25 protein-coding genes are annotated in these 22,695 nt (G+C 62.2%); 7 read left to right on the forward strand and 18 right to left on the reverse strand.

What is annotated here, in order from left to right; genetic code table 11:
- Positions 1 to 16: 16 nt before the first annotated feature.
- Entirely contained in the window at positions 17 to 520 is a 504-nt protein-coding gene (gene ybaK, locus HMPREF2932_RS01325) for a Cys-tRNA(Pro) deacylase (RefSeq protein ID WP_049156088.1), read from the forward strand.
- Between the two features lie 23 nt (positions 521 to 543).
- Here the strand turns inward: ybaK and HMPREF2932_RS01330 are convergent, their stop codons facing one another.
- Positions 544 to 1,206, reverse strand: coding sequence for an SOS response-associated peptidase (locus tag HMPREF2932_RS01330; RefSeq protein ID WP_070517846.1), 663 nt, complete (start codon positions 1,204 to 1,206; stop codon positions 544 to 546).
- On the opposite strand from HMPREF2932_RS01330, the gene aroA reads away from it, so the two are divergent.
- Together aroA and rsgA are read left to right on the forward strand one after the other, a co-directional pair.
- Positions 1,205 to 2,509, forward strand: coding sequence for a 3-phosphoshikimate 1-carboxyvinyltransferase (gene aroA / locus HMPREF2932_RS01335; protein ID WP_046647458.1), 1,305 nt, complete (start codon positions 1,205 to 1,207; stop codon positions 2,507 to 2,509). The genes HMPREF2932_RS01330 and aroA overlap by 2 nt on opposite strands.
- Positions 2,502 to 3,524: a ribosome small subunit-dependent GTPase A gene (gene rsgA / locus HMPREF2932_RS01340; protein WP_070512182.1), complete on the forward strand. Its 1,023-nt coding sequence runs from the start codon at positions 2,502 to 2,504 to the stop codon at positions 3,522 to 3,524. The genes aroA and rsgA overlap by 8 nt, the downstream gene beginning before the upstream one ends.
- A 17-nt stretch (positions 3,525 to 3,541) precedes the next feature.
- Here rsgA and HMPREF2932_RS01345 read toward each other — a convergent pair whose 3' ends face one another.
- The 4 genes from HMPREF2932_RS01345 to HMPREF2932_RS01360 all read right to left on the reverse strand — a co-directional run bounded on the left by HMPREF2932_RS01345 (position 3,542) and on the right by HMPREF2932_RS01360 (position 5,556).
- The gene (locus HMPREF2932_RS01345) at positions 3,542 to 4,147 is read right to left on the reverse strand and encodes a hypothetical protein (protein WP_046647456.1); all 606 of its coding nucleotides are present in this window, start codon (positions 4,145 to 4,147) and stop codon (positions 3,542 to 3,544) included.
- A gap of 53 nt (positions 4,148 to 4,200) precedes the next feature.
- A complete protein-coding gene (locus HMPREF2932_RS01350) occupies positions 4,201 to 4,542 on the reverse strand; it encodes a hypothetical protein (protein ID WP_071409434.1) in 342 nt (113 codons plus the stop codon).
- An 84-nt stretch (positions 4,543 to 4,626) separates the two neighbouring features.
- Positions 4,627 to 5,133 carry a DUF6912 family protein gene (locus HMPREF2932_RS01355; protein WP_175974375.1) on the reverse strand — a complete coding sequence of 169 codons (507 nt, stop codon included), beginning with the start codon at positions 5,131 to 5,133 and terminating at the stop codon, positions 4,627 to 4,629.
- A gap of 12 nt (positions 5,134 to 5,145) precedes the next feature.
- Positions 5,146 to 5,556 (reverse strand): HAD-IA family hydrolase, encoded by a 411-nt coding sequence (locus HMPREF2932_RS01360; RefSeq protein ID WP_010189184.1) that lies wholly within the window; start codon positions 5,554 to 5,556, stop codon positions 5,146 to 5,148.
- Positions 5,557 to 5,773: 217 nt separating this feature from the next.
- Here HMPREF2932_RS01360 and HMPREF2932_RS01365 point away from each other — a divergent pair, with 217 nt between their 5' ends.
- Positions 5,774 to 6,211 carry a hypothetical protein gene (locus tag HMPREF2932_RS01365; RefSeq protein ID WP_071409435.1) on the forward strand — a complete coding sequence of 146 codons (438 nt, stop codon included), beginning with the start codon at positions 5,774 to 5,776 and terminating at the stop codon, positions 6,209 to 6,211.
- Between the two features lie 42 nt (positions 6,212 to 6,253).
- On the opposite strand, the gene HMPREF2932_RS01370 is transcribed toward HMPREF2932_RS01365, so the two are convergent.
- Both HMPREF2932_RS01370 and secA read right to left on the reverse strand, forming a co-directional pair.
- Positions 6,254 to 6,613, reverse strand: a complete 360-nt coding sequence (locus tag HMPREF2932_RS01370; RefSeq protein WP_071409436.1) for a hypothetical protein — start codon at positions 6,611 to 6,613, stop codon at positions 6,254 to 6,256.
- Positions 6,614 to 6,776: 163 nt separating this feature from the next.
- Complete coding sequence (gene secA / locus HMPREF2932_RS01375; protein ID WP_070680683.1) at positions 6,777 to 9,341, reverse strand: preprotein translocase subunit SecA; 2,565 nt, start codon at positions 9,339 to 9,341, stop codon at positions 6,777 to 6,779.
- Between the two features lie 327 nt (positions 9,342 to 9,668).
- Between secA and HMPREF2932_RS01380 the strand changes: the two genes are divergently transcribed.
- Positions 9,669 to 9,974: a hypothetical protein gene (locus tag HMPREF2932_RS01380; RefSeq protein ID WP_070545201.1), complete on the forward strand. Its 306-nt coding sequence runs from the start codon at positions 9,669 to 9,671 to the stop codon at positions 9,972 to 9,974.
- A 120-nt stretch (positions 9,975 to 10,094) separates the two neighbouring features.
- Here the strand turns inward: HMPREF2932_RS01380 and hpf are convergent, their stop codons facing one another.
- The 7 genes from hpf to HMPREF2932_RS01415 all read right to left on the reverse strand — a co-directional run bounded on the left by hpf (position 10,095) and on the right by HMPREF2932_RS01415 (position 16,741).
- Entirely contained in the window at positions 10,095 to 10,733 is a 639-nt protein-coding gene (gene hpf, locus HMPREF2932_RS01385) for a ribosome hibernation-promoting factor, HPF/YfiA family (protein ID WP_046647448.1), read from the reverse strand.
- 172 nt (positions 10,734 to 10,905) lie between these two features.
- Positions 10,906 to 11,586: a ComF family protein gene (locus tag HMPREF2932_RS13770; protein WP_046647446.1), complete on the reverse strand. Its 681-nt coding sequence runs from the start codon at positions 11,584 to 11,586 to the stop codon at positions 10,906 to 10,908.
- Between the two features lie 34 nt (positions 11,587 to 11,620).
- The gene (gene lpqB, locus HMPREF2932_RS01395; protein ID WP_046647445.1) at positions 11,621 to 13,330 is read right to left on the reverse strand and encodes an MtrAB system accessory lipoprotein LpqB; all 1,710 of its coding nucleotides are present in this window, start codon (positions 13,328 to 13,330) and stop codon (positions 11,621 to 11,623) included.
- Complete coding sequence (gene mtrB, locus HMPREF2932_RS01400; protein WP_284467130.1) at positions 13,327 to 15,000, reverse strand: MtrAB system histidine kinase MtrB; 1,674 nt, start codon at positions 14,998 to 15,000, stop codon at positions 13,327 to 13,329. The genes lpqB and mtrB overlap by 4 nt, the downstream gene beginning before the upstream one ends.
- Positions 15,001 to 15,069: 69 nt before the next feature.
- Positions 15,070 to 15,756 carry an MtrAB system response regulator MtrA gene (gene mtrA, locus HMPREF2932_RS01405; RefSeq protein ID WP_046647444.1) on the reverse strand — a complete coding sequence of 229 codons (687 nt, stop codon included), beginning with the start codon at positions 15,754 to 15,756 and terminating at the stop codon, positions 15,070 to 15,072.
- 1 nt (position 15,757) lies between these two features.
- Positions 15,758 to 16,378, reverse strand: a complete 621-nt coding sequence (locus tag HMPREF2932_RS01410) for a dTMP kinase (RefSeq protein ID WP_071409437.1) — start codon at positions 16,376 to 16,378, stop codon at positions 15,758 to 15,760.
- A gap of 9 nt (positions 16,379 to 16,387) precedes the next feature.
- On the reverse strand, positions 16,388 to 16,741 hold the full coding sequence (locus tag HMPREF2932_RS01415) for a DUF4259 domain-containing protein (protein ID WP_046647442.1): 354 nt from the start codon (positions 16,739 to 16,741) through the stop codon (positions 16,388 to 16,390).
- Positions 16,742 to 17,070: 329 nt separating this feature from the next.
- On the opposite strand from HMPREF2932_RS01415, the gene HMPREF2932_RS01420 reads away from it, so the two are divergent.
- Entirely contained in the window at positions 17,071 to 17,994 is a 924-nt protein-coding gene (locus tag HMPREF2932_RS01420) for a DNA-directed RNA polymerase II (RefSeq protein WP_071409438.1), read from the forward strand.
- Positions 17,995 to 18,024: 30 nt separating this feature from the next.
- Here HMPREF2932_RS01420 and manA read toward each other — a convergent pair whose 3' ends face one another.
- Together manA and HMPREF2932_RS01430 are read right to left on the reverse strand one after the other, a co-directional pair.
- Positions 18,025 to 19,272 carry a mannose-6-phosphate isomerase, class I gene (gene manA / locus HMPREF2932_RS01425; protein ID WP_071409439.1) on the reverse strand — a complete coding sequence of 416 codons (1,248 nt, stop codon included), beginning with the start codon at positions 19,270 to 19,272 and terminating at the stop codon, positions 18,025 to 18,027.
- Between the two features lie 15 nt (positions 19,273 to 19,287).
- Positions 19,288 to 20,241, reverse strand: coding sequence for an exopolyphosphatase (locus HMPREF2932_RS01430; protein ID WP_246818603.1), 954 nt, complete (start codon positions 20,239 to 20,241; stop codon positions 19,288 to 19,290).
- 29 nt (positions 20,242 to 20,270) lie between these two features.
- Between HMPREF2932_RS01430 and cobA the strand changes: the two genes are divergently transcribed.
- Positions 20,271 to 20,999 (forward strand): uroporphyrinogen-III C-methyltransferase, encoded by a 729-nt coding sequence (cobA, locus tag HMPREF2932_RS01435; RefSeq protein ID WP_053089090.1) that lies wholly within the window; start codon positions 20,271 to 20,273, stop codon positions 20,997 to 20,999.
- A 9-nt stretch (positions 21,000 to 21,008) separates the two neighbouring features.
- Here cobA and HMPREF2932_RS01440 read toward each other — a convergent pair whose 3' ends face one another.
- Both HMPREF2932_RS01440 and HMPREF2932_RS01445 read right to left on the reverse strand, forming a co-directional pair.
- A complete protein-coding gene (locus HMPREF2932_RS01440) occupies positions 21,009 to 22,004 on the reverse strand; it encodes a sulfite exporter TauE/SafE family protein (RefSeq protein WP_071409440.1) in 996 nt (331 codons plus the stop codon).
- On the reverse strand, positions 21,997 to 22,689 hold the full coding sequence (locus HMPREF2932_RS01445; protein WP_071409441.1) for a sirohydrochlorin chelatase: 693 nt from the start codon (positions 22,687 to 22,689) through the stop codon (positions 21,997 to 21,999). The genes HMPREF2932_RS01440 and HMPREF2932_RS01445 overlap by 8 nt, the downstream gene beginning before the upstream one ends.
- Positions 22,690 to 22,695 lie beyond the last annotated feature (6 nt).

Genomic DNA, 22,695 nt, shown 5'->3' on the forward strand with positions numbered 1-22,695 from the left:
GACTAGGGTGGTTTATATGTCTAAGAAGACCCCGCGTGCCGCTACCCCCGCTCTCAAACTCCTCGAAGAGGCAGGTATTGACCACCGCGTCTCCACCTTCGACGGCGGTCGCGAAAACTTCGGCGAGGCAGCCGCTGCGGCCCTCGATGTTGCGCCTGAACGCATCTTCAAAACCCTCGTCATTGATCTGAGCGCCGGCAAAGGCCCCAAACGCCAACTTGCCGTCTGCGTCCTTCCGGTCACCCACCAGCTCAGCCTCAAGAAGGCCGCCGCCGCTTTCGGTGCGTCCAAGGCCACAATGGCCGCGCCTGCCGACGCCTCCAAGTCCTCCGGCTACATCCCCGGCGGCATCTCCCCGTTAGGGCACAAGCATGTCCTGCCCACCGTTGTTGACGAGACGGCGCTACTCTTCGACACCATCTTTTTCTCCGGCGGCAAGCGTGGCCTCGACATCGAGATGAACCCGGAGGATCTCCCCCGCGTCCTGGAGCTCTCCTTCGCCGACGTGCTCGCCGACTAGTTCTGCCGTCTAGAGCTCGCGTACTAGAACAGGGTGGCGGCCGGTGGTTCGTCGATAAGCTCTGCGTAGTCGTTGCGGACGTTACCCACCGCGGGGTCCGCCGGGTGTGCCTGGAAGCCGCGCACGGAGCTCGGCTCCAACAGAGCCTCCCCCGCCAGCCAAGGTGCGATCTCATCTGTAGTCAGAAACTTGGGTAGCCGGTGATGCAGCCACGCCATCTCCTCCGTGGCATCCGTGGTCACCATCGTGGCTGAGAGCCTCTCCATCCCCGTGGCCCACAAACCAGCCGCCCACAACAGGCCATCGGGTCCGGTCACATAGTAGGGCTGTTTCTTGGCCTTCTTATCTTCCCCGGCTTTCCACTCGTAGTAGCCATCCAGCGGGATGACGCAGCGCTGCGCCTTGAAGGCATCGCGAAAGGAAGGTTTCTGCGCCACAGTCTCCGCGCGGGCATTAAACAGGGGCGGGCCGTCGAGGTCTTTCTTCCAATGCGGAATAAGTCCCCAGCGCGCTGGCTCCACACGGGCGGTCTCCTCCGCAACCCGCACGATGGCGATGGGCTGGGTCGGAGCAATGTTATAGCGTGCCGGCGGCAGGCCTTCCGGCGCATGAACTTCCGTAATGGACTCCCACGCTCCGATTTCCTCCAGTAGGGACTCGGTGAACAGAACAAATCTTCCGCACATGCCCTTTATTATGGACTACATGTCTGCTTACTGGAGTGCTCCCCAACCCACCGGCCCGCTGTCCTGGACTCAAGAAGTCCCCGGATCGAAGTCGATGACCAACCGCGCCCTCATCCTCGCCGCGCTGGCTGACTCCCCCTCTATCATCTACAACCCACTGATCTCCCGCGATACTGACCTGATGAAAGAAGCCTTGAAGGCCATGGGCGTAGGTATCTCCGACTGGGGCCCGCACCTGCGTGTGACCCCGGGCCAGCTGCATGGGGCGACCGTCGATTGCGGCTTGGCCGGCACGATTATGCGCTTTTTGCCACCGGTAGCCGCATTGGCGGATGGCCCCGTCATCATCGATGGCGACCCGTATGCGCGCAAGCGCCCCATGTCCACCATGACGAAGGCCCTGCGTGAGCTGGGCGTTGACATCAAGGGCGATAGCCTGCCGCTGACCATCACGCCCCATGGTGTCCCAGAGGGCGCCGAGGTCACCATTGACGCTTCCGCCTCCTCCCAGTTCGTCTCTGGCCTGCTCCTGGCCGGTGCGCGCTACCGCTACGGGCTCAGCGTGCGCCACGAAGGCGGCACCGTACCTTCCCAGCCCCACATCCTGATGACCATCGGCATGCTGCGTGATGCCGGCGTGCATGTAGTCGCGGGCGAAGATAATTGGGTCGTGCGCCCTGGAAAGATTGAAGGCCGCGAGTGGTATATCGAGCCGGACCTCTCCAACGCCACTCCTTTCCTTGCCGCTGCTGCCACCTGTGGCGGCAGCGTAAGCATCCCGAACTGGCCGGAGGAAACGGACCAGCCTGGTGACGCTTTCCGCAGCATCTTGGAACAGATGGGAGCTCAGGTTGAGTACGTCCCGCAGGCACCTCGCCAGGATCCGTACCTGAAGGTCACCGGCCCAGAGGAGGGCCTAGCAGGTCTGCGCGGTATCGATCTCGACATGGGCGATATCGGTGAACTCACCCCGACCGTGGCTGCGCTGTGCGCGCTGGCCTCCACGCCTTCGACGTTGACCGGCATCGCGCACCTGCGCGGTCACGAGACGGACCGTCTGGCGGCCCTCGCTACCGAGATCAACGGCTTGGGAGGCAACGTCACCGAGCTTGACGACGGCCTCCGCATCACCCCTGCCCCACTCCACGGAGGGCAGTGGCACTCCTACGCCGACCACCGCATGGCCACCGCCGGCGCCATCATTGGCCTAGCAGTCGAAGGGGTCGAGGTCGAGGACATCGATACCACGTCCAAGACTCTGCCCGGCTTCGCCGGGATGTGGGAGGCCATGATCCGTGGCTAGGCGCGCAAGCAGCTATGACGAATCCGATGTCCGCATCCGGCCCGGCAAAGGCTCGCGCCCGCGCACGAAGGACCGCCCAAAGCACAAGGATGCCAAGTTCGGCATGGTCATCACCAAGGACCGCGGCCGTTGGGGAGTCGCTCTAGATAACGATGGCCCGGTCGTCACGGCCATGCGTGCCCGAGAGATGGGCCGCACGCCCGTCGAGGTCGGCGACCGCGTCGGCGTCGTGGGCGATACCTCGGGTAAGAAAGACACCCTCGCACGCATCGTGAAGCTCGAGGAACGCCGCTCCGTCCTCCGGCGCACCGCGGACGATACCGATCCTTATGAGCGCATCGTGGTGGCGAATGCGGACCGCCTGCTCATAGTCAGCGCCGTGGCGGATCCGCCGCCGCGTTCCGGATTCGTGGAACGTGCACTCATCGCGGCCTTTGCCGGCAATATCCAGCCGGTCCTATGTCTAACGAAGACCGACCTCACCGACCCCACTCCGTTTGCCCAAGAGTTTGCGGACTTGGATGTCACGGTGGTGGAGGCCGGCGTCGACGATGGACTGGAGCAGGTCTGTGCCGCAATTGATGGACATGTCACGGCCCTCATCGGCCACTCCGGTGTGGGTAAATCAACCTTGGTCAACCGGCTTGTCCCGGACGCCAACCGCGAAACCGGTGAGGTGTCTGCGGTGGGCAAGGGCCGCCACACCTCGACGCAGTCAGTGGCATTGCGCCTGCCGGCGGAAGGAAGCACGCCGAATGGCGGGTGGATCATTGATACGCCCGGCATCCGCTCCTTTGGTTTGGCCCACATTGATGCCGAGAACGTCATCGAGGTCTTCGATGATCTGGCCGAAGCCATCGAGGACTGCCCGCGCGGCTGCACACATGCTGGGCCGCCCGCGGACCCTGAGTGCGGCCTGGACTTAAACATCGAGGAAGGCACTGCTTCTGCACGCCGTCGCGATGCAGTGCGGGGCCTTTTGGCCTCCCTGCGCACCAACGTCGATTGGGCTTAGGCCTTAAGCCCTCAAGCTTAGGCCGGAAGCATAGCCGCCAGCTGCGGCGGCAGGACGGTCTTCAGGAAGGGGCTGGCTGCGCGAAGAGCCATAAAGAGCACCGTCAGGGCGCCGGATACTCCGAGGATGATGGCGCCACCCTTGTCGATGTTGGAGGAGGTGTTATCACCGCTCGGTGCCTTCTTGTTGAACTCTTCCTTCTTGGCACACGCATCGAGAGCCTTGACGTACTCCGGCGCGATGTCGCGGAAAGTCTCGGCTACCTTGATGTTGTTCTTAGCGCGCTTGACGGCGTCCTCGTCACCGAGCTCGACCTCTGCCTCATAGCCAGCCAGAGCACGGTAGAGCTCGTCCGATTGGTTCTCTACGTCGCGAGCACGCTTCTCCGCGTCCTTGGGCGAAATCTTAAGGCCATCCTTCAGCAGGCTGCTGTCGACGTCGTTGTCCTTGGACTCCGCGTTCTTGAGGTCGCTGGCTTCGTCCTCGCTCAACGTGATGGTGCACTTGTCATTCTTGATGGAGGTGGTCACCGCACCCGCAGTGGGGGCAGCGATTCCGCCAGCAACAAGTGCGACGGACAAGGTGGAGGTAGCAACTACGCGGCGAAGACGAGAGGAAGTCATGCTGAGGGGACCTTTCGATCGAGCTGAGTTTTACTCCAGCAGACTATCAGCATTTAGCCCAACTTGGGCAGGTAATCACCGAACTCCTTGTACACGGCGAAGCCGATGCTAATGATTCCGAAGAGGATGGCGACGATAGCCCCCATCGGCCCTTGGGAGGAGCCCTCAACGATGCGCAGCCACGGGGTCGTCGGCATCACGGCCATGTCGGGGTCCGGATTGTTGGGGTCAGGTTCGCTGGGAGCCGCTTCCTGAGCAGAGCTCCCCTGCGCGGTCTGATTTGTCTGCGCTGCCGGCGCTACTGCTTCCTCTGCCCCGGCAATTGGTGCTGAAACGAGGGTTGTGACGCTCAGGGCTGCAGCGGTGATAAGGCTAGCAAGGCGAGTTGCCTTCATGATGGTGCTCCTTTTCTCAAGCAATGGCAATAAGGGCTTAGAGTAGCACCACCACTCGCGTTAGGGCTGTTAACGCTGGTGATCCTAGAGCAGTTCTACGAGGATGGGCAGCTCAGTGGGATCATAGAAGGCCATGAAGTTATCCAGGGCATCACCGACGGCAAGCTCGGCGTCTTCGTCGCCGAGGTCAGCATTGTCGATGGCGGCGATAGCCTTGGCGGTGGCAGCCTCGGATTCCTCGATGTCCACGTGGATGGCTTGCAGGTTGTCCTTCGTGATAGTGGCCGGGTTGAGCGCCACGACTGGTTCACCCATGTCCGGCTTCGGGGTCACTACGGACTCGTCCACGTCGACGGAAATGACGACTCGGCGGTGCGGGAACTTGTCCTCATCGCCGATGGCCAAGAGCCGCAGGGAGGCCATGGAAGCCTCGAGGAAGGCAGAGTATTCGATCTCTTCCTCGTCGCCCTCGGTGTAGAACTCGCGCAGCGCCGGGGTTACTGTAAATCCCCAGCCGCTGCGGGCGGCAAGCTGGCCGGTTTCTTCCAGCTCTGTCAGCATGGCAAAAGTGGCTGGCAGGAAGACGCGCACATCCTTCGACACTTAGAACTCACCTTCAATGTCGAAGACTGCCTGGACTTCCACGCTGGTGCGGTCAAAGACCGTGTAGAGCATACCCACCATGCCATTTTCCACCGCAGCGCGGACGTTGACGATGGAATCATCTACCATGACGCAGTCATTAATCGGCAGGTCGATAGCGTCCGCTGCAGCCTGGAAGGCAGCACGATCCGGCTTTTCCGCACCGACCTCACCGGAAAGCACGACGGCATCAACGATGCCGCGGTATTCCCACTCGCGAATGTGCTCCGCGCCTGGGCCGCCCGGATCGTTAGAGAGAATAGCGGTGGCGACTCCGTTGGATTTCGCGGCGGCGAACAGCTCCCGCCAGCGCTTGACGTCTTCTTCGGTGCCGTCAAGCACGCCTACAAAATCGACGATGAGTCCACGCATATTATCTACCCTTCGCATTGAGCTGTGTTTATCGTCCGAAAGTATAGCGAACATACCGCTCGCCTGCTCCCACAGGCCAAGGCGCAGCGCCTTCTAGCCGCGGATGGCGCCAGCATGGCACAATGAACGTGCGTCCAGCTTCCTTCCCTCCGCTCGCCTTCTCCTACCCGAACGCCTTTCTCCGCGCTGCTCATCGCGGATAAGGACCGGATTCCGCATGTATACCCCCATCCCCGGCATGAGCCATCTGCAGCTCTATGTTGCTCCACAGCGTATCCGCTATGAGCGCGAGCCTACCGCTGGTGACCTCGCCACGCGTGACGAGATCCACGGGCTCGTCGTCATTGTTTTAGAAGTTGCCGCCGCTTTGCGTCCGATGAGCCATCTCAACAACCCGCGCTTTGCCCCAGAAATCATCACCCATGTACGCGCGTGGCGAAAGGCCCATGCAGCGTTAGAGCTCCGCGGGGGCATGGCGCTCACCAGCTTGCATGCGCGCGCAAACGGCGAGTTCTTTGGTTCGGTGCTGATAGGTTCGCACCAGCGCGCTTTCACCGGCTCCGCAGCCGGGCGGCACATACGTTCCTTCCGGTTACTCTCAGTCGGCCCCAGCCCCAGTATCGCTGGAGGCGAGCGGCAGGCTATGGGAGGCTAAACAAAAAGCCAAGGGATAACCTTGGCTGGAAACTGTGGGAGATTAAAAAAGCGAACCGAGTTTGATCAAGATGGGCGTCCAATCGATTCCGGCGAACGCTGCGGACGCACTCACCAGGGCCAAGCTGATACCGCCAAACATAGTAGCTCCGACCACAGGCAGGTTCTTTGCAGCTTCCTCGGAGGTTTCCGGAGCGGACACAGCGCCGCACTGAGTGGCCATGGTGTCCTGGGAGCTGAGCACGGCGTCCTGGGAGGACTCATCGTCCTGCGAGCTCAAGACGGAAGAGAGCTGGCACTGCTCCTCGGGAGCAAGCTCGATAGCTGACGCAGCTGCGCCGCCGCCCAACAGAGTGGCAGATGCGAACACGGAGAGACCTACTCGCAGAGACAAGCGGCGCATACTAACTCAACCTTCCGAAGCAGAACAATTAATAATTTGACAGTATATACCTAACTGCTTCCAACAAAAAGGCGCCGTGGGGAGTTCTTCCCTCACGGCGCCTCAGCACTTTTCCGCGCTTTCTAGCGTTCGCGCATCAGCGAAGTTTCAGACCGCGACAGATTTAAGCTTCCGCTTCCGCGTTTGCTTCACCCGCTGCGCTCGCCTCTTCCTGGGCCTTGAACTGCTTGCGCAACATGAACAGCTGGCGGACGGTTTCTTCCTTCACTGCGTCGTTCATGGCGTTAAACATGTCACCGCCCTCCTTCTGGTATTCCACCAGGGGATCGCGCTGCGCCATAGCACGCAGGCCAATACCTTCCTTGAGGTAATCCATTTCATAAAGGTGCTCGCGCCACTTCTGGTCGATGATCGGCAGAATGATCATGCGCTCGGTATTGCGCATCTGGTTCTCTCCGCCGATGGCAGTCACAGCGTCTTCGAGCTTGTCGTACTCGGAGTTGGCATCAGCTAGGAGGGCATCGCGCAGCTGCTCCGCGGTCAGTTCGCCGGCAGCGCCGTATTCGGTGCCGTCAACGAGCTCCTCATGTGTCATGGTCGGCCCGTACAGGGAATCCAACGCATTCCACAGCTCATCGAGATTCCAGTCCTCCACGTAACCGGTGGCAGTAGCCCCCGCCACGTAGGCAGACACGGTGTCATTGATCATCGTCCGGATGTTGTCCTTGATGTCGTTGGCCTCAAGGATGTCGTGGCGGGTGGCGTACACCACCTTGCGCTGCTCGTTAAGAACTTCGTCGTACTTGAGCACGTTCTTACGCATCTCGAAGTTCTGGTTCTCCACCTGTGCCTGCGCACCCTTGATAGAGTTCGACACCATCTTGGCCTCAATCGGCACGTCATCCGGCACGTTGAGGCGGTTCATCATGTTCTCCATGGACTGGCCCACGAAGCGCACCATGAGCTCATCGCGCATGGACAGGTAGAAGCGGGTCTCGCCCGGGTCACCCTGACGTCCGGAACGGCCACGCAGCTGGTTATCAATACGGCGCGACTCGTGGCGCTCGGTGCCCAGCACGTACAGGCCGCCGGCCTCACGGACCTCATCGCCCATCTTCTTGGAGCGTTCCCTCTCCTGTTCGATCTCAGCGTCCCAGGCTTCCTGGTACTTCTCCTCGTCCTCAAAGGGATCGAGGCCGCGGTCCCGCAGCTTCTCATCCAGGATGACTTCGGGGTTGCCACCGAGAACGATATCGGTACCACGGCCGGCCATGTTGGTGGCCACGGTGACGGTGCCAGGGCGGCCAGCACGGGCGACGATCTGGCCCTCTTCCTCGTGGTGCTTGGCGTTGAGCACCGAGTGCTTGACGCCGCGCTTGCTCAGCAGCTGCGAGAGGTACTCGGAGCGTTCCACGGAGGTGGTACCAACGAGCACCGGCTGACCGGCAGCCACGTGCTCCTCGATGTCATCGACCACCGCAGCGAACTTCGCTTCCTGGGTCTTGTAGATGCGGTCGGAGTGGTCGGTACGCTGGTTCGGCTTGTTGGTCGGAATTGGCACCACGTCGAGACCGTAAATGGAGTGCAGCTCGGCCGCCTCAGTTTCTGCGGTACCGGTCATGCCGGAAATCTTATCGTAAAGGCGGAAGTAGTTCTGGAGGGTAACGGTCGCCAGCGTCTGGTTCTCGTTCTTGATCTCCACCTCTTCCTTCGCCTCAATGGCCTGGTGCATACCCTCGTTGTAACGGCGACCAGCCAGCACGCGGCCGGTGAATCCATCCACGATGAGGACCTCGCCGTTGCGCACGATGTAGTCCTTATCGCGGGTGAAGAGCTCCTTCGCCTTCAGCGCGTTATTGAGGTAGGACACCAGCTGGGAGTGCTCAGGTGCGTAGAGGTTTTCAATGCCCAACTGGTCTTCGACGAATTCCACGCCGTCCTCAAGCACACCAATGGTGCGCTTCTTGTGGTCCACCTCGTAGTGGATGCCCTCGCGCATCTTCGGGGCCAGCTTGGAAAAGACTCCGTAGAACTGAGAGGACCCATCGACAGGGCCGGAAATGATGAGCGGGGTACGCGCCTCATCGATAAGAATGGAGTCAACCTCATCCACGATGCAGTAGTTGTGGCCGCGCTGGACGGTTTCATCAAGCGAGCGGACCATGTTGTCGCGCAGGTAGTCAAAGCCCAGCTCGTTGTTCGTGCCGTACGTGACGTCGCAGGCATAGGCTTCCTTGCGCTCTGCAGGGCGCATCTCGGAGAGGATGACGCCAACGGACAGTCCCAGCCAGCGGTGAACACGGCCCATCATCTCGGCGTCACGCTTAGCCAGGTAGTCGTTGACAGTCACGATGTGGACGCCCTTGCCTTCCAGGGCATTAAGGTACGCCGGCAGCAGCGAGGTCAGGGTCTTACCTTCACCCGTGCGCATCTCGGCAACGTTGCCAAAGTGCAGGGCGGCACCACCCATGATCTGTACCTTGTAGTGCTTCTGGTCGAGCACGCGCCAGGCGGCTTCACGCACGGTGGCGAATGCTTCGAGAAGCATGTCATTCATCTTTTCGCCATCCGCCAGACGCTTCTTAAACTCGTCTGTCTTAGCCTTAAGCTCATCATCCGACAGCGCCGCGAATTTATCTTCTAGGGCAATAACATCATCAGCAATTTTAGCCAGGCGCTTGACGGTGCGTCCCTCACCGGCACGGAGCAGCTTGGAAAGTCCAAACACGTCTAGATAGTCCTTCTGGTCGCGACAATAAAGTTAACTCGTCGCCATTGTACTCACTAGCTTTTCCGTATCGATTCGCCACCCAACCCAAAACGCAAAATCCGATACTTAGCCCGCGCCCACTCGTGCGCCCATCCTGTGTTTTCTCAGAACCACAGAGCGAGGCACCGCAACGAACCACCAACACCCAACCGCTAACAACCAACTGCTAACAGTTGCGCGCCTCACAACGAAGGTTTATGTAAGGGCGCGACAAGGGCGCCCACTTCCCCAACCCGAAGTTCCCTAACTCACCCAGACGCAGAGCGAGACAGAAAAGGAATGACTATGCAGTTCTCCAAGATTGCCGTAGCTACCGCTACCTCCGCAGCCCTAGCTTTGAGCACCATAACCGCCCCCGCCGCCGTGGCTGATGATTCTGAAGCACCGCGCGGTGGTAGCGCCATGTGGACCTATGACGCGATCATGACTGGAACCATGGATGCCATCGCCACTTCCCACCGCCCAGGGTCGCATCCCACCGAAAACTTCGGACTGGATCTGATTCTGTTCGCCCCAGTGGCCTTGCTCATGCTGCCACTGCAAAAGCTAGCTGAGGCCGAAGTGCACCTGTCCAGCCAATTCGGAATATAGCTGCGTCGCGATAAACGAAAACACGTTTCCCCGCGCTGCATGTTCAGCGCGGGGAAACGTGTTGTAGCCGGGATAATTTTCCCGAAGGGCTTAATACTTAGCCCTTAGGACGCTTAGCCCTTAAGCGTCCGTCAGGGAGATAAGGCCGTAGTCGAAGGCGTGGCGGCGGTAGACCACGGACGGCTTGTTGTTCTCCTCGTTGATGAAGAGGTAGAAGTCGTGGCCGACCAGCTCCATCTCGCTGAGTGCATCATCCACGGACATCGGGGTAGCCGGGTGCTCCTTGAAGCGCACAACCTGGCCCGGGCGAACGTCCTCGACCGTCTCTGCGTACGGATCGATGTAGCGTTCTTCCTTACCCGGCTTAGCCGCTTCAGCCTCGGCGACCAGCTCAGCAGCAATCTGACCGGTACCCTTCTGAGCGCGGTGGCCGGACTTCACGTTCTCGCGGCGCACCTTTACCTTGCGCAGGGAGCGCTCCATCTTGCCCAGAGCGGTCTCGAGTGCCGCGTAGAACGAATCTTCCTTAGCCTCAGCGCGGGCGATGTGCCCCTTGCCGGTAGCGGTAATCTGCAGGCGCTCTGCCTCAGACTCGCGGCGCGGGTTCGGCTCGTGCTGCAGCTCCACGTGGAAGAAGGTCAGGGTCGGATCAAGGCGCTCGATCTTGGCTAGCTTTTCAGTGACACGTTCCTGGAAGTGCTCCGGAACCTCCACGTTACGACCGGTGATGGTGACCTGAGCGTTGGTCTGCTGGGACATGTAATGCCTCCCTTTACTCGTGGGGACTGAATGACTGCACATTCTGCGGACCTCATTCAAGCCTGTGATTCGGGGCTTAGTGTCCGCTTCCCTGTGACACCCCTCATGCTACCACTGGTCATAACCAACGGGTTCACTGGCCCCCTCTACAGAGGCTTGATGTCGCTCCACCCTACGCGTCTGCCAGGGCAATCGCCCCCGCCACGTCACCCCCGACGGCCCACACGCGAGCGGCGCTGGCGCGGAGTGTCGCGCCGGTCGTGATGACGTCGTCGACAAGCAGCACGCTGCGCCCCGCCAACATCCGGGCGGACGGCAGCAAGCGCACGGCACTGCGCATATTGTCTGTGCGCTCCGCGGCGTTGAGCTGCGACTGATCCGCACTGCCTTCGACCGTCATCAAGGCATTAACCACGTCCCAACCAGGAAGCCGAGCAGACGCCGCCCGGCACAGCGCGGCCACCGGATCACCACCACGCTTGCGGGCCGACGATGCTCGTGTCGGGGCGGGAACCAACAGCGCGGTCTCCGGAATGTCGCCGCGAGCACGCAGGTAGTCGATGCCAGCGGCAAGCACCGCGCCCAAATGCGCGCGCACCGCCTGGTGTCCGCGTTCCTTCATCGCGATGATGACCCCGCGGCGGGTATCGGAATACGGTCCGAGCGCCCACGCCGGAAAACCTAATGGCTGGGGACGTTCCACGCGGCGCGGTATCTGCCGCAGGTGGTGCTGGCAGGCTGCGCACAGCACCCCACCCGCAGAGGTCTCGCCCCCGCACCCGGCGCACGGGCGCGGTAGGAACAGCTCCACGAGCGCGGCGGTGGCCTCCCCTATCCCCCGATGTTTCGGCATGCGCCCTACTCTAGCCTGACTCCTGAGCTGTCCTCTAGCGCGCGATGATCGGAGAGGAACGCACTCCCTGCAGGCCTTCGACCTCACGCCAATAAGAACGCTCGGATCCACCCGCGGGAAGCTGCAGCAGCGCATGCGCATCGGTGACATAAAGCGTCGACGGCGAAGAGGCCACCGCGACCACGGGTGCGGTGATATTTCCGGTGGGCAGTGTGGTGGCCGAAGATCCGTCTTGCTCGATGCGCCACACCGGAGAGCTCGACGCCGAGGTACCCACGAGCAGGGAGCCGTCTGTCTGCCACTCCACCGACAAAGCAGAGCCGGCCAGCTCTGGGCCCACCTGGTGAACGTTGACGATGCGCCGCTCACCCGACGTCGCGCGGGCAACCACACCGGTATAAATGCTGCCATCGATAATCATGGCGATACGCGCTCCCGTCAGGGACAGCCGGATGACGGAGATTTCGCCTTCCACGTTCTCTAATGCGGAGGTGTCCACCTCCGCGGTGCTCAGCTCGCCGGTGGCCGGCGAGCGTGTCACGCGGACCACGTGCTTGCCGTCGACGACGGTCCACGCCACCTGTCCTCCCACCTCGAAGGTGGGGCGGGCTAAAGTTTCACCCTTGACCGAATCCTTGAGCTCGTGGCCGAGCTCGCCCATCGCCAGCTGTGACTCCTTCTCAGAGCGCTTGCGTACCGCGGCGACCATGCCCTCATCGGAGACGTCCGCGGACTGGATATCGTGAATCTGCCCGGCCATTCCCTGCACCTCGGTGCTGCCTTCACCTTTAACCTCGAGGAGTGAGCCGTCATTGACCGCGTAGAGCTTAGGCACGGACTGGGCAGCCACCTCTGGGTTGAACTCAGCAAAGTCATCGATGGTCATTTCCTCCATGCCGTCGACAAGCGGGCTGCCATCGATGGTGGCGCGCACTGAATTCGTGATCTCTGCGTTGTTGAGGGTCCAGACCAACTGGGCGGCGAACTTGAGGCGCTCCTCCTGGGTCATTCCTGCCATCCCGCTGAACTCGTAGACGCCATCGTTGATTCCCAAGAAGGTAGCGTCCTTGGGGCTTAAGGTGGACGTCGCCGGCGCGATATCGGAGGACGGCCCCTGCAGCAGCAGGGTCACTAGCTCCGAGGCGATTGACTCCTTCCCCGAATAGAGCCAACGACGGTCCGCCACCAGCAGGCGTTGGGTTGTATCGAAAAAGTACAGCGACTGCGGCCGGTAGCGGTTGCGCAGTTCGGTGCGCTCAATCACAGCACCAGTGGGCAAATCCGTGATGCGCCATTGCCCATTGAACTGGCGCAGTCGGACGGTTGCTTCGATGCGCGAATTATCGGGGACATAAGCCCCGCCATTGGCCAAACGGCCAATAATATTGCCGCGGACCGAGTATTCCAGGTCGCCGTCTTCCATATTGGACGTCACGAGATCGATGGAATCCACCACCAGAACGGTATCCGTGGGGTCCCAGGAATTAGCTATATTCGTCGAAAGGAAGGTGCGGGCGGCGGCGTAGTTACCGGTGGGAATCGCCACCGCCGAATAGAAGTCACGCACGAGGAGATCAGGCTCGCTATCTGTACGCGGTTCGACGACAGCATCGTCTGCCCGGTCATGCGGTTCGAAAGTCCCGATCACTTGCGGATCCGTGTTGTTCGGCAAGGTCGAGCACCCGACGAGGGCTATGAGCGCAACGCAGCTGAACACTGCGAGTGGGCGGCGGGCCGGCATCATCGCTGGGCCTCCTCCTCGAAATCAGGAACGGTGTTGTGATTGAAAGGCGTGTCCACGCCACGGGATTCGCGCTCTGAAGGCCACACGATTCCTGTGTCCGACTCACCTTTAAACACAGGCATGCCCGGCTCCGAGGTCACCTCGAGCGCGGATTGTTCTTCTGCCTCGACCTGCTCCGGGGCGCCCGGCACCTCCAGAGCGATGGGCTCAGACTCAACCGTCTGGCCTGGTGTGCGCGGCAGGATCAGCCGGAAGCGCGAGCCCACGCCGAAGTAGCCAATAGCGTCCAACGTACCGCCGTGCAGCACCGCATCCTCGCGGGCGATGGCAAGGCCCAGACCGGTTCCGCCAGAATGGCGTTTACGGGAAGAATCCGCGCGCCAGAAGCGGTTGAACACCAACTCCTCCTGGCCCTCCTTGAGGCCGACACCGGAGTCGGTGACAGCGATGCCGACGGCGTCCTCCGTCGCCCCGATATCCACGGTGACGGGTTTGCCTTCAGAGTGATCAATGGCGTTCGCGAGCAGGTTGCGCAGGATGCGCTCGACACGCCGTGAATCGCATTCGACGGCCACGGGTTCCTCCGGAACATGCACGATGACCTCCACATCGAGCTCGGCGGCGAGGTGTTCAACCTGGCTCAGTGCGGAGTCTACGCAGGAACGAATATCGATGGAGGCCGTGGACAGATCCGCCACGCCCGCATCGTGGCGAGAGATCTCCAGCAGATCCGCGAGCAAGTCCTCGAAGCGATCCAGCTCCTTAATAAGCAGCTCCGCCGAGCGCTTGGTATAAGGGTTGAACTCATCCGCGTCCGCCGCAATGACATCCGCCGCCATGCGCACCGTGGTCAGTGGCGTGCGCAACTCGTGGGACACGTCGGAGGTGAACTGCCGTTGGAGATCGCCATACTCCTCCAGTTGGGTGATTTGTTTGGAGAGCTTATCCGCCATGTCGTTGAAGGAAGAGGCAAGGCGGCCCATCTCATCATCCGAGTTGACCACCATGCGCTCACGCAGGTGGCCGGCGGCAAAGCGCTGCGCGATGCGGGAGGCAGAGCGAATCGGCACGATCACTTGCTGGGTAGCCAGCCACGCGATGCCCACGAGGAGGACCACGACGACCACTCCAGCAGCAGAGAGCAATCCGCGCATGAGCGCCATCGTCGATTCCTCAGACTCCATGGAGAGCACGAGGTAGACCTGGGTATTCGGGATATCACTTTCAATGGGGGTGCCCACCATCAGCGCGTTGTAGGTAGCCCCCGATTGCTGATCCACCGTGGCGTACTGCTGCACGACTTGGCCCTGACCGACGAGCTCGCGCATGCCATCGGGGATGCGGTAGCCCTCCGGCGAGGTGGTGGCCGTGCCGTCGGAGTTCTCCACGAGGAGAACCGGTTCGTACACGGCCTGAGCATCGGGTTGCTGTGCCGACATCTGCCCCAGTGCGGCGCGTGCGGAGTTGATGCGCACCTGCGTTGAGTTAGCCGTTCCTGTCGCATCAATCTGTTGCTCCACGGCTACGCGGGCGCGGTCGAGCTCTTGCAGCGCGGTGTCCTCTTTCTGGCTCACCAGCTGCTGCGTGAGCACCGACACCAGGGCGTAGGCCAGAATGATCATGACCACCGTGGAAGCCACCAGCATCATGCCCAGCACGCGTGTCTGCAGTGACGTACGCCAGCGCTCGACGATGCCATCCCGGGCTCGCGCTAACCAACCAAAAATAGCGGCAGTCCTTTACTCGGCGGTTTTTCCAGTCTTGTACCCCACACCGCGCACGGTGAGGACGATGTGTGGATCCTCCGGATCGTGCTCAATCTTGGCGCGCAAGCGCTGAACGTGCACGTTGACGAGGCGAGTATCCGAGGCATGGCGGTAACCCCAAACGGATTCGAGCAACGCCTCACGGGTGTGGACCTGCCCGGGCTTGCGGGCCATTTCCAAAAGGAGGTCGAACTCCAGCGGGGTCAACGAGATTTCCTCGCCGCCCTTGCGGGTGACGGTGTGCTCGGGAACGTCGATCAGCAGGTCCCCTACCTCGATGATCTCTCCGGAGCCCCCGTCGATCCGGCGCAGGCGCGCACGGATGCGGGCAATGAGTTCCTTGGGCTTGAAGGGCTTGGTGATGTAGTCATCCGCCCCCGATTCGAGGCCGAGGACCACGTCGACGGTGTCCGTCTTCGCCGTGAGCATGACGATGGGCACGGAGGACTCGGTGCGGATGGCACGGCAAATATCGACGCCGTTCATGCCCGGCAGCATGAGATCCAACAGGATCAGATCTGGGTCGTGCTCACGGAAGGCTGGGATGGCCTCGTTACCATCGTTGACGGCAATTGGTTCCAGCCCCTCTGCCTCGAGCACGATGGTGAGCATTTCGGCGATTGCCGGGTCATCATCCACGACCAAGATTTTTGGTGCCACGTTATTGTTCTCCTACAAGCTCCTTGACAGCTTGGATAATCATATCGGCATCCGCGGTGGCGATCCACTGCCCAGCCCACTGCTGCTGCGCTAGACGACGGTAAGCAGCGGCCGTGCGGGCCTGCAGCCCCGCATCCCGCTCATAGCGATCGCGATGGCGCCCCTCATCCTCCGCCGCGCGGGCCACGGCGCGTTGGCCGGCGACTTCGACGTCGGTGTCCAAGAAGATCTGCAACTGCGGAATGGGAAGGCCAAAACGCTCGAATTCGAGCTCGTAGACCCAGTCAACGATGAGCTCCCCGCCCACCCTTGCGGCGGAGTAGGCCGCGTTCGATGCCACGTAGCGATCCAGGATGAGCAAGGAGTCTGTGGATTCGGCGGCGGCGAGCAGCTGTTCCTTAGCGCCCCACCGATCCAGGGCGAAGAGAGTGGCCATCCCGTAAGCCGAATCGGTGAGATCTCCCATGCGCCCATAGAGCGCCTCCTGTGCGAGCTGCGCGTGCACGGAGTCTTCGTAGCGCGGGAAGCTTAAGACCGAAACCTCACAAGCAAGCTCTTCCCGCAGGCGCTGGGTGATGGTGTTCTTTCCCGCACCATCGATTCCTTCAATACTGATCAGCATGCTGGCGTACTAGGACAGCGCCTCGATGAAGGGCTCGAGGTCGTAGTCCTCCTCGACGCCTTCGAGCAGCTCGAGGGCGTGCTCGTTGAGGTTCTCGCTACCGGAACCGGCCAGATCACGAATGAACGGGTAGTCCTCAACGACCTCCCCGGCGCTGAACGGGGCACCCGCCCAAATCGCGGCGATCGTGGCCGCCGCCAGCGCGTTGCGTTGCTCGTCCTCGGTCTGATCCTCACCGGAGACCGCCAGGGCGCAGGCATCATCGACCGCGGCAACGATCTCTTCGTCCTCAAGGTCTGCCAGTTCATCCAAGAAGTCGACGTTGACTTCGTCGGCGAAGATGTCCTCATCCCATGAGCTCATTGTTTCTCCTTCATCTTTACGCGAATAGGGGTTTATGTTGGGGTCTATTTTCTTGTGTCCACGGTGGGTCAGTGTGGCGTCGTGGGGCGCGCCCACCGCCAAGCCGCTATCTAATCCAATTTCTACCATTCTTTAGGCGCCCTTATGCAAGGCTTCGGCCAATGAGCCCGTTTATTACAGCTGCGCCACAGTTCTCCGTAACGCCGACCTGCCTGCATCGTAGAAAGAATTATGAACAGGGATTATTGCCCAGGCCATTTACTATCCCTATATTCGTGCTATCGTTGTTACCGACTTGTGACCTTTGTGCAGTTAGGAGAGCGCCCCGCATGACGAGCAGTTCACGCCGCATCCTCGCCTTCGTGGCGGCCGGCCTCCTGTGTGCCGTCGCCGTGGGCGTCGCGGTGTGGCGCATGAGCGCACCCGAATCCGTCGTGGCTAAGCCCTCGGCCGCCACCGCGGTGTCCAGCACAGCCACCACGCCCTCATCAGCGACGCACTCCTACACCACCACGGCTTCTCCGACGACCACCCAGTCGAAGGACTCGCACACGCCGGTTGCTGCACCGGCAGAGGATCCGTACTTAGCGCCGAACGCCGTTGTCAACAACACGGAGCCCGCTGGCCCCACGGCCGTCTACCGCCCGGATAACGTCTCCTCGCTGCAGAACCAGCAACCGCAGGCGACACAGAACGTGCAGAACCCGCCGGCACCGGTTGCTACCACCCCAGCGACGGCTCCCTCGACTGACCCGTCCACGGCCTCCGAATCCGTGGCACCTGGCTCTACCCCGCAGCACACCGAGCCAACGCCACCGCCGGCCACCCTGGAGCCGCAGACTGCCGCACCGCAGGATTCGGCCCCACAGGAATCCCGCGGGGAACGCGAGCACAACCCCCAGTTGACCGAGCAGCAACCCACCGAGGCTTCTGATTCCTTCAACCCGCGGCCGGCCGGGCTCGCCCAAGAAGCCCCGAAGCCTGAGGCCGAGCCTGACTCCGTTACGGAACACCGTGAGCCGACCGAAGCCGAGCAAAAGCAGTGGGACGAGTCTGCTCAGCACGGCAACGAGGCGCTAGAGGAGCTGGCGCGCGAATCCGAGGCGCACCGAACCAATGAGGCCCCCACCCCGGCAGCCCCAACGGATGACGTCCCCGCCGCGAAGGAACCGTCCGCAGAAAACCCCACCGCCGTTAAGCAGGGCGAGAAGCCCATGGAACCCGCCGCCGAACCGGCAGCGGTGCATCCTTAAAGGTGCACCTCTAAAGGTGCACCTTAAGCTCTAGACGCGAGCGACAAATACCTCCGCGCCTTCGGCCTTCGCGGCACGAATCGTGGCAGCCGGGTCGCTGGCTGGAATCCATGCGGCGTGGCCAGCGCTGAAGTCCACGCTCTCCCCCTCGTCGTTGCTCACCGTGGCCGCGCCAGCGGTGCACAGCAGGATCATCGGGCCATCGCTGTCTACCTCGGCGGAGTCCGCACCGGAAAGCTCCACGCGGTCCAGCAGGAATTCCCCAATCGGCACTGGGTAGGCCCACGCCGTGGCGCCCGTAATGCTGCCTGTTGCTTCCTTTTCAGCTGCATCTGCGTGCGCTACTTGCTCCACTCGCGGATCCTCTGCCGCCTGATACGTCAGGACCTTGACCAGTTCAGGGACGTCAACGAACTTCGGGGTCAGGCCGCCGCGCAGCACGTTGTCCGAGTTGGCCATGATCTCCACGCCCAGACCAGACACATAGGCGTGCAGCTGTCCGGCGTCGAGGTAGATCGCCTCACCCGGCTGCAAGACGATGTGGTTCAGCAGCAGCGCGCCCAGCACGCCGATGTCCCCCGGGTACTGCTCGTTGATCTTCGACACGGTCCCCATCACGGTAGACATCCACGGCTCACCGGCTTGGCTTTCGCGCAGGCGCTCGCCCGCGGCTACCACCGCGCTGATAAGCTCCTTGCGCTTAGCGCTGGGGATAGTGATCCACGTGGTAAACAGCGCGCGGAGGCTGTCGCCTTCGGCAGCGGGGTCCGGATCGAGCATGCCCTCGTAGTGCGCGAGCTCTTCGCAGTCCAAAGCCGCGAAGAGGCTGCGGGTCTGCGAGAGGGGGCGGAAGCCCGCCATGGCGTAAAACTCTGTGAGTGCCACGATGAGCTCCGGCTTGTGGTTGTCATCCTTGTAGTTGCGGTTGGCCGCCGTGAGTTCGATACCCTCCGCGTTCTCGCGAGCAAAGCCTTCCTCGGCCTGTTGCTTGGACGGGTGCGCCTGCAGCGACAGCGGCTCGGCGGCAGCCAGGATCTTCAACAGGAAGGGCAGTCCGGCGCCGTACGTTTCCGCTACCCGCTTGCCCAGTTGTCCTTGCGGATCCGCGGCGATGATCTCATCCAGCTTCTCGCCATCCACCGTCGAGGGATCAGCCGGGTGCGCGCCGAACCACAGCTCAGCCACCGGGCTAGTAGCTTCCGGTTCGCCGAGCAGCGTGGGGATCAGCGTGCGCGAACCCCACGAGTAGTTGCGGGCAGCGCTGGTGAGCAACTTCATTGACTTCCTCTGTTTCTATTTCACGTCGTAGGCGGTCGCGGCATAACTGCGCGTAATCAGCTGCAGCGCGCGGGCCAATTCCCCACAGGAGGTATCGGCGCTCGCTGCTGCGAAAGAGTGGGGAAGGTTCGCCTCTTCCTGTCCCCATAAAACAACTCTCAAGGGTACCAAAGGCTCTTCCGCTTCAAACGGGTCATAGAAGATGTCAGTCTGGTCTGTCTGCAGAATCGGCCCTAAGCCTTCCGCGTCAACAACGGTCCCTCCCAGCCCGTGGGCTGCCCACAGCTCACCGGCCATGCGGGCAACAAGCGCGTCGAGGTGCACGCGCGTGCGCTCTTCTGACAGCGCATAGGGATCAGGCCCGCTGCTGTGGATGACCCGGCCGCCCTCTACGAACTCACGCAACGCGCGCCCAGGATTCGTCGTGGAGTCACGTTGCGGGGATAGTGCTTCCAGCTCACGGTCCACGGCATCGGCGACGTCCTCCACGCGACGAGAAACGAGAACTGGGTCTTCGCTCAGCACCGCGTACACCGCATGCACAGCTGTAATCACGCGCACCGGGGAAATCCCTTCGGCGGTGGGCAAAGTGTCTATGACGATGGCGTCTTCGGGTGCGTCCTCGATCTCGTTGAGGAGAATGGTCGTGGAACCCCGGCGCGCAGCGGTATGCAGCGCGCGCTCCGCCCATGGGCTATCTCCCGCCACCACCACGACGTCGAGGGCACCAGTAAAGCGCGGCAGCGATTCGCTAACCATGATGGGGACTTCAGCGGGCTCAGCTAGGCCCACAGCAACGTGAGCGGCAGCGCGGGAAACTTGGTCGGCGGCAAGGATGACGAGGCTTCGCGGACGGAGTCCGCCCAGCACGCGAGCAAGCTCCGGCACGGATGCAGCCACCACGCGCGCTTGGGCGCCTTCGTGGGCGATGTCAAAGAAGCCCACGGTTTCGGGGTCATAGGAAGTCATAGGCCCGAGCATAGCTAGGATCAGTGGCCATGAGCATTCATCCGGTAGTCCTTGTCGGCGGCGGCCCAGGCGCGTGGGATCTGATTACCGTGCGCGGCATGCGCGCGCTGCAGGAAGCCGAGGTCATCGTGGCCGATCACCTCGGTCCCACTGCCCAGCTAGATAAGCTGTGCGATATTGACGCCAAGGAGCTCATCGACGTCTCCAAGATCCCCTACCGCGCCCAGGTTGCCCAGGAGCGTATCAACGAGATCCTCGTGGAGAATGCCCGCCAGGGGCGCCGCGTGGTCCGCCTCAAGGGCGGGGACCCGTACGTGTTCGGGCGTGGCTTCGAGGAGCTCACGGCGCTTACCGAAGCGGGTATCCCGGTGGAGGTCGTCCCCGGGGTGACCTCGGCTGTCGCGGTGCCCGCCCTAGCGGGAACGCCGGTGACCCACCGTGGGGTGGTGCACGCCTTCACTGTGGTCTCCGGGCACCTGCCGCCAGGCCACCCCAAGTCCTTGGTGGATTGGGCAGCGCTGGCACGTTCCGGGGCTACCTTATCCGTCATTATGGGTGTCAAGAACGCGGCCGCCATCGCCGCCGCGCTGATCGACGCCTCCCTCTCCCCCCACACCCCCGTGCGCATCATCCAGGAAGGCTCCCTCGATGGTGAGCGGGCCTTCAGCTGCGAGCTCGCGGAGCTGGGGGCCACCATGGAGGAGCACTCGGTGGCTCCCCCGGCGGTCATCGTCATCGGCGAGGTTGCTGGGCTCTAGCCCCGAGTTCTACTCAACTCCGACGCGCTCTTCCTCCGATTCCGAAGAGCTGCCAGCTTCGGAGCCCTCGCGGCCGGTCGGCTCCGTCGTTTCAACGACACGACTGCCACCGCGTTGCTGCGAAGCAGCATCCCCCTCCGAGCTCTGTGCAGACCGGGCCCGGCGCTGGTTCGCCCAGACCGTGAGAGCAACACCGAGGACCAGCGCAGCGACCTGCAGAAGAAGGATCTGCTGATGCGCCAGCGCCCACCCTAGAGCCTTCGGAATGTTGAGTGTCACGATAGCCGTGCCCACGAAGCCTCCAAGGAGCGTGGGGTTAATGCGGGAGATGAGCCACGCCGCAATCGGTGCGGTGATCATCCCGCCGATAAGCAACGCTACAACCGCGGCGGCGTTAGCTACGATCTCCTCCCAGAGGCCAACGATGAAGCCCGCCGTGGCGCCAAAAGTGACGAGGAATTCTGCGGTGTTGACGGTGCCGACGATGCGCCGCGGCTGTTCGCGGCCGACCGCCATGAGCGTCGAGGTGGAAATCGGGCCCCAGCCACCACCGCCCGAAGCATCGACAAAGCCTCCCACCACGCCGAGCCCCGCGAGAAAAGGAGTGGAGTGCTGTCGGGTCTCCTGCGATGTACTGATCCGTGGGCGTGAGAAGCGCCAGACGAGGTTGATGCCGAGGACCACGAGAATAGCGGAGGTCACGGGCGCGGCAGCCTCGAGCGAGAGGTTAGACAGAACCGTCGCTCCAATGAAGGCCGACAAACCTCCCGGCACGCCGAGCTTGAGCACCGTGGGCCAATGCACGTTGCCAAAACGCCAGTGGCTGATTCCCGAGACCAAGGTGGTGCCTAGCTCCGAGGTATGCACCACGGCGGAGGCCGTCGCCGGTCCCAAACCCGCCAGCAGCAGGATGGTGGTGGAGGTAACACCAAAGCCCATGCCGATGCCACCGTCGACAAGCTGCGCGGCAGCACCCGCAACCGCGATGAGAATGAGGCTACGCATGGGCCACCTCCGCATAACGGTGGGAGACAATGCCGGCGAGTGCCTCACCCAGCGGAGGGAGAATCTGCCGAGTCTCCCCATCGCTGCGCCCTGCATCCTCGTCGAGGCGATCTAAGAGCAGGCCGGGGCTCACAAAGAGTGGCACGACGACCTCCTGATTGCCATCTGAGCCAACGGGCTCGCGCTCACCGCGCGTGGCATAGGCGACCTTCGCCGTGCAACCGGCAAGCTCGCCGACACGACGCGCTAAATCAGCGACGGCGGCGTTGGCACGCTCATCGGAGGAGCCGACAGAATAGACGACAACGGTGTCTGTCCCCTCGGGAACGCGCTCAGCCAGCAACCGCGCCATGTCCTCGCCGGTACCGAGGCCACGGGCTTGATGAAGGCGCACTCCGGACGCCACAGAGGCCTGGGCCAGAGCGGCAGGAACGTCGATGCGCTGGTGGTAGCCCTCGGTAAAGAGCAAAGGCACAACGACCGCCTCGCGTACCCCTTGCGCTGCTAGGCTGCGCGCCGCCTCATCGAGCGGCGGGTCATTGAATTCCAAGTGTGCGGCGGTAGCCGGCACACCGGCTAGCTCGCCAGCGGCGTGGGTCAGAGCCATAACGTTCGCTGCGGCCTCGGGGTGGCGTGAGCCGTGTGACAGGGTTAGTAAAGCAGTGGTAGCGGTCGGGGCGGTCATGGTGTG

Origin of the sequence: Corynebacterium sp. HMSC074H12 (genome assembly GCF_001813755.1) — a bacterium.
GTDB lineage: Bacteria > Actinomycetota > Actinomycetes > Mycobacteriales > Mycobacteriaceae > Corynebacterium > Corynebacterium hiratae.